General features: G+C 37.8%; 15 protein-coding genes and 1 pseudogene. 14 read left to right on the top strand and 2 right to left on the bottom strand.

The window, feature by feature from the left end:
- The first annotated feature begins 31 nt into the window (after positions 1–31).
- The 7 genes from BTHG_RS21785 to BTHG_RS21755 all read left to right on the top strand — a co-directional run bounded on the left by BTHG_RS21785 (position 32) and on the right by BTHG_RS21755 (position 8,441).
- Positions 32–1,945, top strand: a complete 1,914-nt coding sequence (locus BTHG_RS21785; protein ID WP_010284528.1) for a methylmalonyl-CoA mutase family protein — start codon at positions 32–34, stop codon at positions 1,943–1,945.
- Positions 1,938–4,136: a methylmalonyl-CoA mutase gene (gene scpA / locus BTHG_RS21780; RefSeq protein ID WP_010284527.1), complete on the top strand. Its 2,199-nt coding sequence runs from the start codon at positions 1,938–1,940 to the stop codon at positions 4,134–4,136. The genes BTHG_RS21785 and scpA overlap by 8 nt, the downstream gene beginning before the upstream one ends.
- Positions 4,129–5,229: a methylmalonyl Co-A mutase-associated GTPase MeaB gene (meaB, locus tag BTHG_RS21775; RefSeq protein ID WP_010284525.1), complete on the top strand. Its 1,101-nt coding sequence runs from the start codon at positions 4,129–4,131 to the stop codon at positions 5,227–5,229. Before scpA ends, meaB begins: the two co-directional genes overlap by 8 nt.
- Positions 5,230–5,424: 195 nt before the next feature.
- Complete coding sequence (locus BTHG_RS21770) at positions 5,425–5,862, top strand: BrxA/BrxB family bacilliredoxin (protein WP_010284524.1); 438 nt, start codon at positions 5,425–5,427, stop codon at positions 5,860–5,862.
- Positions 5,863–6,223: 361 nt separating this feature from the next.
- On the top strand, positions 6,224–7,009 hold the full coding sequence (locus tag BTHG_RS21765) for a basic amino acid ABC transporter substrate-binding protein (RefSeq protein WP_010284523.1): 786 nt from the start codon (positions 6,224–6,226) through the stop codon (positions 7,007–7,009).
- Between the two features lie 45 nt (positions 7,010–7,054).
- Complete coding sequence (locus tag BTHG_RS21760; RefSeq protein WP_010284522.1) at positions 7,055–7,714, top strand: amino acid ABC transporter permease; 660 nt, start codon at positions 7,055–7,057, stop codon at positions 7,712–7,714.
- On the top strand, positions 7,707–8,441 hold the full coding sequence (locus tag BTHG_RS21755) for an amino acid ABC transporter ATP-binding protein (protein ID WP_010284521.1): 735 nt from the start codon (positions 7,707–7,709) through the stop codon (positions 8,439–8,441). The genes BTHG_RS21760 and BTHG_RS21755 overlap by 8 nt, the downstream gene beginning before the upstream one ends.
- A gap of 80 nt (positions 8,442–8,521) precedes the next feature.
- Here BTHG_RS21755 and prli42 read toward each other — a convergent pair whose 3' ends face one another.
- Complete coding sequence (prli42, locus tag BTHG_RS27740) at positions 8,522–8,614, bottom strand: stressosome-associated protein Prli42 (RefSeq protein ID WP_157256244.1); 93 nt, start codon at positions 8,612–8,614, stop codon at positions 8,522–8,524.
- Between the two features lie 299 nt (positions 8,615–8,913).
- On the opposite strand from prli42, the gene mce reads away from it, so the two are divergent.
- The 5 genes and pseudogenes from mce (at position 8,914) to BTHG_RS21730 (ending at position 13,980) form a co-directional block, all read left to right on the top strand.
- Positions 8,914–9,333, top strand: coding sequence for a methylmalonyl-CoA epimerase (mce, locus tag BTHG_RS21750; RefSeq protein ID WP_010284518.1), 420 nt, complete (start codon positions 8,914–8,916; stop codon positions 9,331–9,333).
- Positions 9,333–10,882, top strand: a pseudogene (locus BTHG_RS25600) (acyl-CoA carboxylase subunit beta). Before mce ends, BTHG_RS25600 begins: the two are co-directional and overlap by 1 nt.
- A gap of 76 nt (positions 10,883–10,958) precedes the next feature.
- On the top strand, positions 10,959–12,077 hold the full coding sequence (locus tag BTHG_RS21740) for a tripeptidase T (protein WP_010284517.1): 1,119 nt from the start codon (positions 10,959–10,961) through the stop codon (positions 12,075–12,077).
- Positions 12,078–12,203: 126 nt separating this feature from the next.
- Entirely contained in the window at positions 12,204–12,665 is a 462-nt protein-coding gene (locus tag BTHG_RS21735; RefSeq protein WP_010284515.1) for a chemotaxis protein CheW, read from the top strand.
- Between the two features lie 61 nt (positions 12,666–12,726).
- Positions 12,727–13,980: a DNA polymerase IV gene (locus BTHG_RS21730; RefSeq protein WP_010284512.1), complete on the top strand. Its 1,254-nt coding sequence runs from the start codon at positions 12,727–12,729 to the stop codon at positions 13,978–13,980.
- 58 nt (positions 13,981–14,038) lie between these two features.
- Here BTHG_RS21730 and zwf read toward each other — a convergent pair whose 3' ends face one another.
- Entirely contained in the window at positions 14,039–15,526 is a 1,488-nt protein-coding gene (gene zwf, locus BTHG_RS21725; RefSeq protein WP_010284509.1) for a glucose-6-phosphate dehydrogenase, read from the bottom strand.
- A 247-nt stretch (positions 15,527–15,773) separates the two neighbouring features.
- Here zwf and rnz point away from each other — a divergent pair, with 247 nt between their 5' ends.
- Both rnz and nfsA read left to right on the top strand, forming a co-directional pair.
- A complete protein-coding gene (gene rnz / locus BTHG_RS21720; protein WP_010284502.1) occupies positions 15,774–16,697 on the top strand; it encodes a ribonuclease Z in 924 nt (307 codons plus the stop codon).
- 38 nt (positions 16,698–16,735) lie between these two features.
- Positions 16,736–17,485: an oxygen-insensitive NADPH nitroreductase gene (gene nfsA / locus BTHG_RS21715; RefSeq protein ID WP_010284494.1), complete on the top strand. Its 750-nt coding sequence runs from the start codon at positions 16,736–16,738 to the stop codon at positions 17,483–17,485.
- The last annotated feature ends 20 nt before the right edge of the window (positions 17,486–17,505 follow it).

Below are 17,505 nucleotides of genomic sequence, written 5' to 3'. Positions count from 1 at the left end.
GAAGCGATTACGATAATAAGGGGGAAGCCTTGTGACGAAGCAGTCGAAAGAATATCAGAATATTACCTTCCCTTCCATAGACTACGAGATATGGAAACAGGAAGCTGAAAAATCATTAAAAGGAAAACCCATTGAAAAATTACACAAAAAAACGTATGAAAGTATTATCCTGAAACCGATATATACAAAAGAAGATGTCCAACATATTCCATTTCCAAAAGAAATGCCAGGAGAAGGTACCAATGTTCGTGGTTCAAAACTTACGGGTTATTTAAAGTCCCCATGGCATGTTAGTCAAGCAGTAGATATACAAACACCAAAAGAGTTTAACCTTGCAATAAAGGAAGCTCTTCAAAACGGACAGACGATGATTCACTTCACATTAGAACAAAAAGATAACCCTGGAGAGGGCCTTGCATTACATACAGAAGAGGACATAAGTATTGCGTTTGACGGTGTCTCCCTAACGACAACCCCTGTTTTAATTGATGCTCAGACCGATTTATTACCATTTTTAGCACTCATTGACTCTTATGTGAAAAAAGAGCACCTAAGCGGAACGATTGGAATGGATCCACTCTCATTATTGGTAGAAAAGGGCCAGCTACCCACAAAACCAGAAATTGCCTATGACCAATTAGCGGAGTCTATAAAATGGGCAATGAAAAATCAGCCTAAATTAAAGACAATTCTTGTAAAAGGTGACCCCTATCATAATGGTGGAGCAAATGCTGTCCAAGAAGTTGCTTATGCAGTGGGTACAGGTATTGAATATCTTAGTGAACTACTTGAAAGAGGACTGTCTGTTAATGAGATTGCTTCACAGATGACATTTTCCTTTTCAATCGGTTCAAATGTATTTATGGAAATTTCGAAACTAAGAGCTGCGAGAATTATTTGGTCAACTGTTATTGATGCGTACGGAGGGAGTGCAGATTCCTCGACAATGCATATCCATGCAAGAACATCTGCATTTACAAAAACAGTTCATGATCCGTATGTTAATATGCTGCGCTCTACAATCGAAGCTTTTTCTGCAATTGTTGGTGGAATTGATAGCCTTCATGTTTCTACTTTTGACGAACCAATTAAGAAGCCAGACTCTTTTTCAAGAAGAATTGCAAGAAACACGCAATCGATTCTTCGTGAGGAATCTTTCTTAAATAAAGTGATAGATCCTGGAGGTGGCTCATGGTATGTCGAAGCATTAACGAGCGAACTGGCAGAAAAAGCATGGGAGCTTTTAAATGAAGTCGAGTCCCAAGGTGGTATGCTAGAAGCGTTAAAAACCGGAAGTATTCAAGAAAGTATTGCAACTGTTTTAACAGAAAGACAAGAAAACGTGAACCATCGAAAGGAAAAAATTGTAGGTACTAATACGTATGCAAACATTCATGAGAAAGCAGTTGACTACATTGAACCTGCAAGTGAAAAAGAACAAGCAAATCCAGTCTTCTCAATCAAGCGGATTCCATCAGTAAGAATCTCAGAAAACTTTGAGAAACTGAGAAAAGCATCTAATTATTTTCTTCGAACTACAGGTAAGCGACCAAGGGTAGGGTTATTAAACTTAGGACCAATACCAGATCATAAACCTAGAGCAGACTTTATCTCGAGCTTCTTTGAAGCAGGTGGCTTTGAAGTATTGAAAAACGATGGATATTTGACAGTTGAAGACGCTATTACGGGTGCAAAAACTATGAATCTTACAACTTTCATATTTTGTGGGAAAGACGATTCATACAAAAAAATGGTACCAGTAATTTGTAGAGAGCTTAAAGTATCTAAACAGGACATTCGGTTTTATGTAGCTGGAAAACAAGAAAATGAACTTGAATTGCAATTAAGAAATGCTGGAATAAATGATTTTATTCATATAGGCACAGATTGTTTTACGTTCTTACAACAATTACAGCATGAAATGGGGGTGAAGCAACATGGCTAAAAGAGTTGATCTATCTAAAATTAAACTAAAAAAATCCAACATTCCAACCACTCCTGAACAATGGAGTAAAAAGGTCGAAGAGGAAATTAATCAATCTATTGATGAATTGCTTTTTGAAACCAATGAACAAATTGCAGTAAAACCATTATATACAAATGAAGATTTGGAGGGGATGACCCACCTGGATTATATGCCTGGAATTCCTCCATTCTTACGTGGACCGTATCCGACGATGTATGTCACTCGCCCTTGGACAGTCCGTCAGTATGCAGGTTTTTCAACTGCAGAGGAAAGCAATGCGTTTTATCGTCGTAATCTAGCAATGGGACAAAAAGGATTATCAGTCGCTTTTGATTTAGCCACCCATCGTGGGTATGATTCGGACCATCCGCGTGTTGTTGGTGATGTTGGTAAAGCGGGAGTTGCAGTTGATTCAATCCTAGATATGAAGATTCTATTTAACGGAATTCCACTAGATAAAATGAGTGTCTCAATGACAATGAATGGAGCCGTTCTTCCGGTTATGGCGTTTTATATAGTCACAGCCGAGGAGCAAGGTGTTCCTCCTGAGAAATTAGCGGGAACGATTCAAAATGATATTTTAAAAGAATATATGGTACGAAACACCTATATTTATCCTCCGGAAACATCAATGCGGATTATTTCTGATATTTTTGAGTATACATCGCGAAAAATGCCAAAATTCAATAGTATTAGTATTTCTGGGTACCATATGCAGGAAGCGGGTGCACCAGCTGATCTTGAATTAGCTTATACGTTAGCAGACGGTTTGGAATATGTTCGGACCGGAATTAAGAAGGGGATTGATATTGATTCATTCGCTCCTCGTTTGTCCTTTTTCTGGGCGATTGGAATGAACTACTTTATGGAGGTTGCGAAAATGAGGGCGGCGCGACTTATTTGGGCACAAATGATGAAAGCCTTTCATCCTAAAAATCCGAAGTCACTCGCATTAAGGACACACTCCCAGACTTCAGGCTGGAGTTTAACTGAACAAGATCCATATAATAATGTGATTAGAACATGTATTGAAGCATTGGCGGCTGTTTCTGGGCATACCCAATCCTTGCATACAAATGCATTAGATGAAGCAATTGCGCTCCCCACCGATTTCTCTGCCCGTATTGCTAGAAATACGCAGTTATATTTACAGGATGAAACAGGAATTTGTAATGTAATTGACCCATGGGGTGGCTCCTATTATGTAGAGAAACTTACAAAGGAACTCATGGAAAGAGCCTGGAAGCATATCGAGGAAATTGAAGCGCTAGGTGGTATGACAAAAGCTATTGAAACAGGGCTTCCAAAAATGAGGATTGAGGAGGCTGCTGCAAGAAGGCAGGCAAGAATTGATTCTGGTAAAGAAACAATAATTGGTGTAAATAAATATCGTTTACAAAAAGAGGACCCAATTGATATTTTAGATATTGATAATACAGCTGTACGGTTGAAACAAATTGAGAGACTCAATGAATTAAAAGCATCACGTGATGATCAGAAAGTACAAGAGGCTTTAGCTACCATCACAAAAGCAGTTGAATCTGGCGAAGGAAATCTGTTGGAACTAGCGGTGAATGCAGCAAGAGTACGGGCAACACTAGGAGAAATTTCGAGTGCAATCGAAAAAGCATCGCAAAGACATAAAGCTGTTATTCGTTCAATTAGTGGAATTTATAGTTCTGAGTATTCAAATGAGGAAGAGATTATGAACGTTAAGAATATGACAGATGAGTTTTTAGAGAATGAGGGAAGACGCCCGAGAATCCTGATTGCGAAAATGGGACAGGATGGACATGATCGCGGAGCAAAGGTAATTGCCACTGCCTTTGCAGACCTTGGCTTTGATGTCGACATTGGACCATTATTCCAGACACCTGAAGAAACAGCTCTTCAAGCCGTTGAAAATGATGTTCATGTGGTTGGAATGAGTTCACTCGCAGCAGGCCATAAAACATTACTACCACAGCTTATTGAAGAGCTTAGGAAACTAGGACGAGAAGATATTATTGTAATAGTTGGTGGTGTCATTCCTGCACAGGATTATGAGTACTTAAAAGAGCAAGGAGCAGCCGCCATTTTCGGACCTGGTACCGTTATACCTGTCGCTGCCCAAACAGTTATTGAAGAAATCTATCGTCGTTTAGGATATGAGGAAGAGAGCAATGAATGACAAGAAACATCGTCCTGAATGGGTGCCTGAAAATGCAACAGATGGGTTCACAACGGAAATCGTGAAGGGAAAAGAACAAAATAGCCCTGCTCGAAGCCGGAAATTTGTGAAAAAGAAAGAACGTTCAACTGAGGAGTATGTACAAGGAATAAGGAAAGGTGATCGTGCCATCCTTGCACAAGCGATAACGCTTGTCGAAAGTAATGCAAAACGACATGAAGAACAAGCACAAGCCGTTATTAATGAAATCCTTCCGCACGCAGGAAACTCCATTAGAATTGGGATCACAGGAGTGCCAGGGGCAGGGAAAAGTACATTCATAGAGAGCTTCGGTTCTTATTTATGTGAGGTGGGGCATCGCGTAGCTGTGTTAGCCGTTGATCCTAGTAGCAGTATTACTGGTGGAAGTATACTTGGTGATAAAACACGAATGGAAACACTCGCACGGAATAGGAATGCATTTATTCGTCCGTCACCATCTGGTGGTACCCTTGGTGGTGTTAACCGAAAAACAAGAGAGACGATATTACTTTGTGAGGCTGCGGGTTTTGATGTGATTTTAGTAGAGACAATCGGAGTCGGTCAAAGTGAAGTAGTTGTTAGAAGTATGGTCGATTTCTTCCTTTTGCTTGTTTTAACAGGAGCGGGGGATGAATTACAGGGGTTGAAAAAAGGAATAATGGAGCTTGCTGATGCATTATTGATAAATAAGGCAGACGGTGAAAATAAACAAAGAGCAATGGTTGCAAGGGGCGAGTATAATCGAATTCTTCATTATCTCCAACCTGCAACAAAGGGATGGTCAACCAAAGCCTATACTGCTTCGGCACTTTATCACGAAGGAATGGAAGAGATGTGGAAAATTGTCTTGCGTTTCATCGAGATAACGAAAGCATCGGGTGTTTTTTCAGAAAGAAGAAACTCCCAAACAAAGGCTTGGATTAATGCGATGATTAATGATTATCTTGAAACGAGCTTCTATAACCATCCGGCGATAAAATCACAACTACCTATATTGGAAAATAAGGTTGTCAAGGGAGATCTAACTGTAACAACGGCTGTGAAGGAGTTAATTCGGCTTTTTGAAGCATAAAAAAGAAGGAAAGTAAACGAGAATACTTTCCTTCCATCTAGGGAGTTTAGGGGTATGATCTAGATGTATTAATAGAATACCCGATTATTTCATTTTTAAACGTTAATTCAAATACCTTACATTTGAAAAAATGTGGTCTAAATTGATATTATAAAAGAAGCAAGATATTTATTTTCTCGAAGAGGAGTGTACAAAATGGAAATAGATTTCAATCTATTCATGAATGATATAGTTCAAACAGCTCGAAAAGAAATTTCAGAGGCTGGTTATCAAGAATTAAAAACACCTGAAGAGGTAGAAGAAGCACTAAGCCGTAAAGGAACAACTTTAGTTATGGTTAACTCAGTTTGTGGTTGTGCAGGCGGAATTGCAAGACCTGCTGCAGCGCATTCCATCCATTACGATAAACGACCAGATCATCTAGTCACTGTCTTTGCAGGTCAAGATAAAGCTGCTACAGAAAAAGCAAGATCCTATTTTGAAGGTTACCCACCATCTTCACCATCGTTTGCATTATTGAAAGATGGGAAAATTGTTAGAATGATTGAGCGCCATGATATAGAAGGACACGAGCCGATGGATGTAATCAACAAACTACAAGATTCCTTTGAAGAATATTGTGAAGAAGTATAAGAGGCCTACTCGGCTTCTTTTTTTTTGACCTTATTCTTAAAGCCATGCACGCGGAAAGCGAGCGACCGACCGACCGACCGACGTAAAAAATTAACGTGGTTATGCAAAGCTAATCATTTTTTAATCACTTTTATACTTTAATTGTTTATATTAGTAAAGTATTAATGTGAGTTATTGTTTTAAAATGATATATGACTTTTACCCTCAAATACCTTGGGAACAGAATAAATGGCTCTCTTTAAGAAAATAATAGAATTATTAATCAATTATTATTTTTAAAAAACATATTGTATATTTATGCAGATGTGTTAAAATACATTCTATCGAATAATTATAAGAATCGACATAGGGGGAAAACAAAATGAAAAAGTTTTTACTAGTAACATTGTTTACTATTTTATCAATAGCCTTTTTAGCTGCTTGTGGGACAAGCGATGACAAGGCAAAAGGCTCTGAGGAAGGAACAGAAACAAAAAAAGTATTAACAATGGGAACATCTGCTGACTTCCCACCATTTGAAACAATTGATGCAGCAACAGGTGAATATGTTGGATTTGATATTGATTTAGCGAATGCAATTGCTGACAAGCTCGGTTATGAACTGAAAGTTGAAAATATGGACTTCGGTGGTTTAATAAGTGCATTACAATCAGAACGTCTTGATTTTATCATTTCAGGTATGTCTGCCACGGAAGAAAGAAAGAAAAGTGTTGATTTTTCAATGGAATACCATAAATCAGGTGAAATGTTTGTTACATTGAAAGACTCTGATATTAAAGCATTTGAAGATCTAGACGGAAAAACAATCGGAGTTCAATTAGGTTCCATTCAAGAAGAAGGAGCTAAAAAAATTAAAGAAGAAACACTAAAAAATATTGAAGTCTCAGCGTTAAATAAGGCTCCAGAACTAATTCAAGAGTTAAAAGCAGGAAGAATTGATGCTGTATATTTAGATAAAACTGTTGCAGTTGGCTTCATTGAAGAGCTAGACCTAGCTGGATTCGACGACCCAACTGAGGCTTCACCAGGTATGGCAATTGCTTTTGCAAAAGGTGATGCGTTAGCAGAGGAATTTAATAAAGTTTTAGAAGAAATGAAAGAAAATGGCGAATTAGAAAAACTAGAGAAACAATGGATAGAAGAATAGAAGCATAAAATAATCTTTGGTAGAAATGAGGTGTAAGGCATGGGTTTGGATATTGATTTCTCCGGAATCGTGCCTTCAATTCCGTTTATACTAGAAGGTATCGGCATTACGGTATCCTTTGCATTAGTATCGGCAATTTTAGGTTTAATTCTTGGGACAATATTAGCGGTATTTAAAATTAGCAAGGTTTCATTTTTAAAGTGGTTTGCGGATATTTATACATCGATTTTTAGAGGAACACCACTTATCCTACAACTGGTCTTAATTTATTTTGCAGTTCCACAGCTTTTTCAATATGATATTGATAAGTTTGTAGCTGGGGTATTGGCATTCGGACTAAACTCAGGTGCGTATATTTCTGAAATTATTAGAGCGGGTATTCAAGCTGTAGATAAAGGGCAACAAGAAGCAGCAGAAGCACTTGGAATCTCGTACCGTCCAATGATGTTTGATATTATCCTACCTCAGGCGGTTAAAAATATTTTACCAGCACTTTTAAATGAATTTGTTACTTTAACTAAGGAATCTGCACTTGTAAGTACAATTGGCTTATTGGATATTATGAGACGTGCGCAAGTTGTAGGAGCGAATACATTTCGCTATTTTGAACCATTACTAATTGCTGGTCTAGTATACTGGATTATTGTAACGATCCTCACTTTCCTTGGAGGAAGACTAGAGAGGAGGCTGCGTCGTAGTGAGTAACAATCATATTAAAGTAGAAGGCCTTTATAAGTCTTTTGGCAAACTTGATGTGTTAAAAGGAATTACGACTACCTTTAAACAGGGTGAAGTTGTAGCCATCATTGGTCCTTCTGGCTCCGGAAAATCTACATTTCTAAGATGTTTAAATTTACTTGAAAAACCTACAAAAGGGCAGATTTGGGTTAGGGAAGATGAAACTACAAATCCTAAGACGAATATAACGAACGTCCGTCAGCATATTGGAATGGTGTTTCAACATTTTTATCTGTTTCCACATAAGACGGTTCTTCAAAATCTCACATATGCACCTATGAAGGTAAAAGGGATTGCAAAGAAAGATGCTGAAAGCAAGGCTATGGAATTGTTAAAACAGGTTGGCTTATCAGAGAAGGCAAATGAATATCCAAATCGCCTATCTGGTGGTCAAAAACAAAGGGTTGCGATTGCAAGAGCATTGGCAATGGAACCAGAGATTATGCTATTTGATGAACCTACTTCAGCGCTTGACCCTGAAATGGTAAAAGAAGTTCTAAATGTTATGAAGGGGTTAGCTCATACAGGCATGACAATGCTCATTGTAACGCACGAAATGGGCTTTGCTCGTGAAGTAGCGGACAAGGTACTCTTTATGGACGATGGGGTAATCGTAGAAGAAACGACGCCAAATGAATTTTTCACAAATCCAAATAGCAAACGTGCACAAGACTTTCTCGAGAAAGTTCTCTAAGCAAAAGAATGACCAGTACGGTCATTCTTTTTTTGTATAAAAAAAGTGACCACGATGGTCACTTTTTGTTGTGTTCAATTTTAGAACCACATACTTATACCTGCTAATAGGGTAGTAATTAGCATTGTAGCAATCATTAAATATACCACGACTTTTTGGGTTTTACGGGACATGTCACTACTCCCTTCTGCTTACGTATTTATTTCATATTTTACCTTGAAAACGGTAGTTGGACAACTAATAAGTAATTATTTTAAGCAAACTGAAAATACACAATTTTTGATGAGTTCATGCTACAATAGTCATATACAAAAATCAAATACGCCTTGGCGTATCTGCTTCAAGAATTTTTCGAGATTGCTGGTAAAATCTGTGGCATCTCCCGGAGGCTTACCAATATTTAATTGTCCAATCGACTATTGGTAACCGTTTACAATTTTTTTGAGCGAGCGCTCGCTTGAGGAGTGAAAACATGATAAACAAAATTGATCATATTGGAATTGCTGTTTCTTCGATTGAAAAATCCCTTCCATTCTACACTACTATTCTCAATTTACAGTTGGAAGGGATTGAAGAAGTAGATTCTGAAAAGGTAAGAGTTGCCTTTATTAAAATAGGTGAATCGAAACTAGAGTTACTTGAGCCACTTTCATCAGATAGTCCGATTGCAAAGTTTATAGAAAAACGTGGTGAGGGTATACATCACATTGCCTTAGGTACCTCATCTATCGAAGAAAGAATACGTGAAATCAAAGAAAACGGGATTCGAATGCTTGCTGATGAACCAAAGTTTGGTGCTGGTGGTGCGAAGATTGCTTTCATGCACCCAAAGTCAACTGGTAGTGTTCTATATGAACTCTGTGAGAAGCAAAGCAAGGGGGATGCGAAATAATGGTTGATATCTATGAAAAAATAAATGAACTATATGATCGTCGACGTGAAGTAGAATTAGGAGGCGGAGACGAAAAGATTGATAAACAGCATGAAAAAGGAAAATTAACTGCAAGAGAACGAATTCATTTATTGCTCGATGAAGGTACATTTGTGGAGTTAAATCCGTTTATAGAACATCGCAGTATTGATTTTGGTTTAGCAGATAAAAAAGGACCGGGTGATGGGGTTGTAACAGGCTACGGAAAGATCAATGGGAGACCAGTCTATTTATTTTCTCAGGATTTCACCGTTTTTGGTGGAGCACTAGGGGAAATGCATGCTAAAAAAATTGCGAATGTGATGGACTTAGCTGCTAAGAATGGCGCACCTTTCATTGGTTTAAATGATTCAGGTGGGGCAAGAATTCAAGAGGGAGTCGTATCACTTGATGGATATGGTCACATTTTCTATCGAAATGCAATCTATTCAGGGGTTATTCCGCAAATCTCTGTGATTATGGGACCATGTGCTGGGGGGCAGTTTATTCTCCAGCAATTACAGATTTTGTCTTTATGGTGGAAAAGACCTCTCAGATGTTTATAACCGGTCCAAAAGTGATAGAAACAGTGACAGGAGAAAAAATAAGTTCAGAAAATCTAGGTGGAGCAAACGTACATAATTCGATTAGTGGGAACGCACATTTTTCAGGTGAAACTGAAGAAGAGGTACTACAGCAGGTCCGAACTCTAATAAGTTATCTTCCGCAAAACAATGAAGAAAAGCCACCAATCCTTAAGGTTGAGGAAAACGATGATTATCGACCAGATTTAACAGATATCATCCCATTTGATGCGGTAAGGCCATATGATGTTCGAAAAGTCATTGAGCAAGTGGTTGATCAAAATTCCTTCATGGAAGTTCATAAGGAGTTTGCGAAAAATATTGTTGTCGGATTTGCGAGAGTAAAAGGTGAGGTTGTTGGGTTAGTGTGTAATCAGCCTAAATATATGGCCGGTGGGCTTGATATTGATTCATCAGATAAAGCATCTAGATTTATTCGCTTTTGTGATTCATTTAATATTCCGCTCATAACATTTGAGGATGTCACAGGTTTCTTCCCTGGTGTAAAACAGGAACATGGAGGAATTATTCGACATGGTGCGAAGATTTTATATGCATACTCAGAAGCTACGGTGCCTAAACTAACTGTCATTCTTAGAAAGGCATATGGAGGAGCATATGTTGCGCTAAACAGTAAATCAATTGGAGCTGATTTAGTATTTGCATGGCCAAATGCAGAAATTGCGGTAATGGGACCTCAGGGTGCAGCTAACATTATTTTTGCACGAGAAATCAATGAAAGTGATGACCCTGAAAGAACACGTGCTCAAAAAATTGAAGAGTATCGTGAAAAATTTGCAAATCCTTATGTAGCAGCAAGCCAAGGAATGGTAGACGATGTCATCGATCCTCGTGAAACAAGAATCAAAATCATCCAGGCCCTAGAAATGCTTCGAAATAAAAAAGAATCTCGACCTTATAAAAAGCATGGAAATATTCCATTATAGTTCGTAGAATTTGATTTTTCATGATAATATGATAGGCTAATTTCATTAACCTATTCATCTTTTGGAGGTACATAATATGATTAATCAGGAAAGACTTGTCAATGAATTTTTAGAATTGGTACAAGTAGACTCAGAAACAAAATTCGAAACAGAAATTTCAAAGGTCTTAAAAGAAAAATTCACAGCGCTAGGCGTACATGTTGTCGAGGATGACACAACAAGTCAAACTGGACATGGTGCAGGGAATTTAATATGTACCCTTGAAGGCACAAAAAATGATGTAGATACGATTTATTTTACCTCTCATATGGATACAGTTGTTCCAGGAAAGGGTATTAAGCCTTCCATTAAGGATGGTTATATCGTATCGGATGGTACAACTATTTTAGGCGCAGACGATAAAGCAGGACTTGCTGCTATGTTTGAAGCAATTCGCGTATTAAAGGAAAAAGAAATTCCACACGGTAAAATCGAATTTATTATTACAGTAGGTGAGGAGTCTGGGTTACTTGGTGCAAAAGCTTTAGACCGCTCCTTAATTACTGCGAAATATGGCTATGCACTTGATAGTGATGGCAAGGTTGGAAATATCATTGTTGCCGCACCTACACAAGCAAAGGTAAAAGCGACTATTATCGGGAAAACTGCTCATGCAGGTGTTGCTCCTGAAAAAGGTGTTTCTGCAATCACAATGGCTGCTAAAGCTATTTCTAAGATGCCATTAGGACGTATTGATGAAGAAACAACTGCCAATATTGGACGATTCGAAGGTGGTACACAAACAAATATTGTCTGCGACCATGTAGAAATTTTAGCGGAAGCACGTTCATTAGTAACAGAAAAGATGGAACAACAAGTTCAAAAAATGAAAGACGCCTTTGAATCCGTAGCTACAGCTATGGGAGGAAGAGCAGAGGTTGAAATTACAGTGATGTACCCTGGTTTTAAATTTGCTGACGGAGATCATGTTGTTGAGGTTGCAAAACGAGCAGCAGCTAGAATTGGACGACAAAGTGAACTCCAACAAAGTGGTGGAGGCAGTGATGCAAATGTCATCGCAGGACATGGCATCCCTACAGTAAACCTTGCTGTTGGTTATGAAGAGATCCATACAACAAACGAAAAAATGCCAATCGAAGAATTAGTCAAAACTGCTGAACTAGTTGTTGCGATTATTGAAGAGGTTGCAGAATAAGTTCCATTCAAAAGTGAAATTCCGGTTAGCCCGGAGTTTCATTTTTTATTGTTTCCTTTCTAAAACAGGTAAAGTATGATAGAGATAGAACATAGATTGTTTTTACTAGATAGAGGTGAAAGTATAATGGAAGACCAAAAAGTCGTTGTTTTTTCAACAAGTAATGAAGAATTTGGAATACCCGTATTAAATGTTATTTCTATAGAAAGAGCTCAGCAATTGAATGCGGTTCCGTTAATGCCTTCCTATATGTTAGGCGTTTTAACTATCCGTGAAGAACTTATTCCAATTGTAGATGCTGGGTTGATTTTATTTAATAAAACAACAAATCATACTGATAAAACTAAGATAATCGTCACAAAAACGGATACTGTATCAGTCGGATTACTTGTTGACGATGCCAAAGAAATAATTGATATCCCTACTAATCAATTAAAACAATTAAGTTTAACTTATCAGCTTTCTCCATACATAACTGGGGTTGTTACACTTGAGAACAGAATGATTACTTTATTAGACCCGTCAAAACTGTTTGATGGTTTAGAAGGATTCGATGATATTGAGGAACATATTCAAAGCCACCAATAGAATAGGTGGTTTTTTCTATGATAAACTAGTGATAATCATTCGTTAGCGGGAAGTGCAAATCATGAAAGAAATGTATCCGAAAAATGGAAGAGTTATTTTACATGTGGATATGAATAGCTTCTATGCATCCGTAGAAATGGCCTATGATCCTGCTCTACAAGGAAAGCCTTTAGCAATTGCAGGTAATGTTGAGGAGCGTAAAGGTATTATTGTCACTTGTAGCTATGAGGCTCGTGCCTTTGGAGTGAAAACGACGATGCCTTTATGGGAGGCAAAACGCAAATGCCCAAACCTTATCGTCCGTAAACCGAATTTTGAACGGTACCGTAGTGCATCACTAGCAATGTTTGATATCCTGCGTTCGTATACAGACTTGGTCGAACCTGTTTCGATTGATGAAGGCTATCTTGATATAACAGACTGTTATGAAAAGGGATCGCCGATTGAAATTGCAAGATCCATTCAAGAAACAGTAAGCAAAAAACTTCTCCTTCCTTGTAGTATCGGAATTGCCCCAAATAAGTTTCTAGCCAAAATGGGATCAGATATGAAAAAACCATTAGGAATTACTGTGTTGCGAAAGCGGGATGTACCAACCATTCTTTGGCCGATGCCTGTTGGAGAAATGCATGGCGTTGGATCAAGAACTGCTGAGAAATTAGCCACGATAAATATTCATACAATCGGTGATCTTGCCAAAGGCAATGATGTTCAATTAAAGAGTTTATTAGGAATTAATGGTGAGAGGATTAAACAGAGAGCTAATGGAATTGACAATCGACCAGTTGACCCTGATGCTATATCTGAGTTCAAAAGCATTGGGAATTCAACAACTTTACCATATGATTCTACGGATGAGGAAGAGCTTCTTGGTGTCATAAAAAGACTGTCAAACTCTGTTGGGGGACGAATAAGAAGGAAAGAAATGCTGTCAAATAATATTCAGTTAATGATTCGGTTTGCTGATCGAAAAACGGTCACAAGAAGTCGGAAACTTGAGAATCCGATTGACCAGGATGTAGAGATTTTTCAGGCTGCAAAGCACTTGTGGAAAAAACATTGGAATGGCGAACCAATCCGATTATTAGGTGTGACGGCACAAGAATTAGTTGAGAAACATGAGGCATTTAAACAACTTGATCTCTTTTCCTATGAAAAGGAAGCGAAAAAGGAACCTTTATTAAAGGTTATTGATGAATTAAAAGGGAAGTACGGAAATGAAATTGTATCAAATGGAATAAAGCTTCCTAAGGATAAAAAGCCGAGGAATAATGAACATGGAACTAGTTTCGAAAAGGATTTTTTAAGCGATTAAACCCTCATTCAACCATAACAAAGACCCCAATTCTTTTGAAAAGGGGTCTTAGTATTACTTAGTCTTCAACTGGCCACCAATGGAAACCGTCAGCTGCCAGTAATTCATCAGATGCCTTTGGACCGTTAGAGCCGGATGGATAGTTTGGAAACTCAGTAGCAATTTGGCTTTCCCAAACTTTTGAAATAGAGTCAACATAACGCCATGATAGAGCAACCTCATCCCAGTGTGCAAAGTTCGTTGTATCGCCCATCATACAGTCAAAAATAAGCTTTTCATAGGCTTCAGGAGTGTTAATACCATCAATACAGTTATTACAATAATCTAGCTTCACAGGTAATGTCATCGTATTTTGGCCAGGTCTCTTTGCATTTAAATAGAGTGTGATACCTTCATCTGGTTGGATATTAATAACAAGCAAGTTAGGATTTTGACTCTCATTTTCCTCTTTATAATACAAATCCATTGGAATGTCTTTGAATTGAACAACAATTTTAGTCGATTTTTCCTTCATTCTCTTTCCTGTACGGATGTAGAATGGAACACCCGCCCATCTGAAATTGTCAATTAAAAGTCTACCAGCAACAAATGTGGCAGTATTTGACTGAGGATCAACATTTTCTTCTTCACGGTATCCAGGGACCTGTTTTCCGTTTATTGAACCTGCATCATATTGTCCCCTAACAAAGTTCTTTTTCACACCTTCTTCGTTCAATGGACGAAGGGAACGTAATACCCTTATTTTTTCACTACGAATCTCGTCGGTATTTAATTTGATTGGTGGTTCCATGGCTAATAGGGCAACCATTTGAAGCATATGGTTTTGAACCATATCGCGGAGAGCACCTGATTTTTCATAATAACCACCACGATCTTCTACCCCTAGTACCTCACTTGATGTTACCTGGATATTTGATATGTAACGGTTATTCCAAAGTGGTTCGAATATGGCATTTGCAAAACGGATAACCTCAATATTTTGAACCATTTCCTTACCTAAATAATGATCAATTCGGTAAATTTCATCCTCTGAAAAGGCATGTCGAAGCTGTTCATTTAGTTGTTTTGCAGAAGGGAGGTTATGACCAAAAGGTTTTTCAATGACCAGTCTTGTATAACCCTCTGTTGAGGTTAATCCTTCTGATTTTAAATTAACAGCAATTGTTCCGAAAAACTCCGGAGCCATAGCTAAATAAAAAATTCTATTTCCGCCAGTGTTGTATGTAGAATCTAATTCCTCTGCAAGAACTTTTAATTCTCTATAAGAAGCTGTGTCGTTCACATTAAATGGATGGTAGTAAAAATGTTTTGAGAACTTCTCGATATCCTCTCGTTGTTCTTCAAATCTTCCTGCTACAGAATTTCTAACGTTTTGTTGGAATTCTTCGTTTTTTAATGGACGTCTTGCAACCCCAATAACGGCAAAATCTTCTGAAAGTTTACCTTTTGTATAAAGATTATAAATAGAAGGATAAAGCTTTCGATTTGCCAAATCGCCCGTGGCTCCAAAAATAATTACGATTGATTTTGGTGCTGTATTTGTCATTTTAATACCTCACTTTTTCACGCATTAGTAATATCTATTAAATTTATACTTTTTTGTTTAGTAAATCAACTAATTCGTTTGAATTTTTTAATACCTTTTTAAAGTATTCCTTAACCCAGGGATAGATATTCGAAAAACGATTTGAAGTAACGAGTGTGCTTGTCTAGTGAACAAATGGGTGAATATGATATAGTAGGTAAAGAACAAATCTAAAAAATTTCATCGAAAAAATTGGAGGATTTCTCAAGTGGAAGTCGTATTTTTAGGAACCGGTGCAGGGGTGCCTGCAAAAGAACGGAATGTCACTTCAATTGCCTTACAATTGCTTGATGAACGTAGAGCCTCGTGGTTGTTTGATTGCGGAGAGGCAACACAACATCAAATTCTATATACATCGATTAAGCCCGGAAAAATAGAAAAAGTCTTTATTACCCATTTACACGGGGACCATATCTTTGGTTTACCGGGCTTTTTAGGAAGTCGCTCATTTCAGGGGGGCAAATCCTTATTGACTGTCTATGGTCCTAAGGGTATCAAAGCATTTATTGAAACTTCATTAACGGTAAGTACGACTCATATTCGATATCCGCTTGAAGTGGTTGAAATCGAAGAGGGAGTGATTTTTGAGGATGATCAATTTTGCGTTATTGCAAAGGAACTTGATCATGGGATTCAATCGTTTGGGTATCGTATTGTTGAAAAAGATCTGCCTGGAACTTTATTGGTTGATAAATTATCTAAAGAAGGTATCAAGCCTGGCCCCATCTATCAAAAAATTAAAGAAGGTCAGACCGTCGTCCTTGAGGATGGTCGTCACTTAAATGGTAAAGAATATATTGGTGCTCCTAAAAAAGGACGTATTGCTACAATTTTAGGTGACACTCGTTATGTAAAAGAAAGTATTGAACTTGCAAAAGATGCGGATTTGTTAATTCATGAAGCAACCTTTCGTTCAAAAGAAGCAGATTTGGCTCATGATTATTTTCATTCGACAACGACACAAGCAGCTGAAGTAGCAAAATTGGCTAGTGTGAAAAATTTAATTTTGACACATATTAGTTCGAGGTATCAAGGAGATGATAGTCGGGAGCTCCTTGAAGAGGCTCAGCAGATGTTTAAACATACATATATAGCAAATGATTTCTTTAGGTTTGAAATAAAGTCAAAGTGATACCGTAAAAAGTCAACTAGATTGGAGGATACATAGCAATGAATTCAGTAATTGAAACAATCATGAATCATCGTTCGATTCGTAAATTTGAAGAGAAATTATTAACAGATGAACAAATCCGTACAATTGTGGAATGTGCCCAAGCAGCTTCAACTTCCAGCTTTATTCAGGCTTATTCCATTATTGGCATTAAGGATCCAGTGAAAAAACAAAAACTTTCTGAGATTGCTGGCAATCAAACCTATGTCGCAGAAAATGGACATTTCTTTATTTTTTGCGGTGATTTACATCGTCACAATGTGATTAGCCAATTAGAAGAGAAAGACCTATCAACCTCTTTGAAGAGTACGGAGAAGTTTATGGTTGCAACTATTGACGCTGCCTTAGCTGCTCAAAATGCTGTACTTGCTGCAGAATCGTTGGGATTAGGTGCTTGCTATATTGGTGGCTTGCGCAATAACCTAGATGAGGTTTGTGAAATTTTAAATATTCCTAAATTTGTAATTCCACTTTTCGGAATTGCTGTAGGCTACCCGTCACAAACGCCTGATAAAAAACCACGTCTGCCATTTGAACATATTTATCATGAAGAGGGATATCAACAAGATGAGGGCTTATTTAAACAAGGGTTAGCAACTTACAATGAAACCATTTCTGAATATTACACTCAACGTACAAAAGGAAAACGCACAGATACATGGACGGGTCAGATGGCAAATATGCTAGAAAATCCAAAACGAATGTATATGAAGGAATTTGTGAAAAAACAAGGATTTAATCAAGAATAACACCCTATGAGACGAAGGAG

The organism is Bacillus timonensis (assembly GCF_000285535.1).
GTDB classification, from domain to species: Bacteria; Bacillota; Bacilli; order Bacillales; family Bacillaceae_L; genus Ferdinandcohnia; species Ferdinandcohnia timonensis.
The sequence above is the reverse complement of the archived record's forward strand: the minus strand, read 5'-3'. Positions and strand labels throughout refer to the sequence as shown.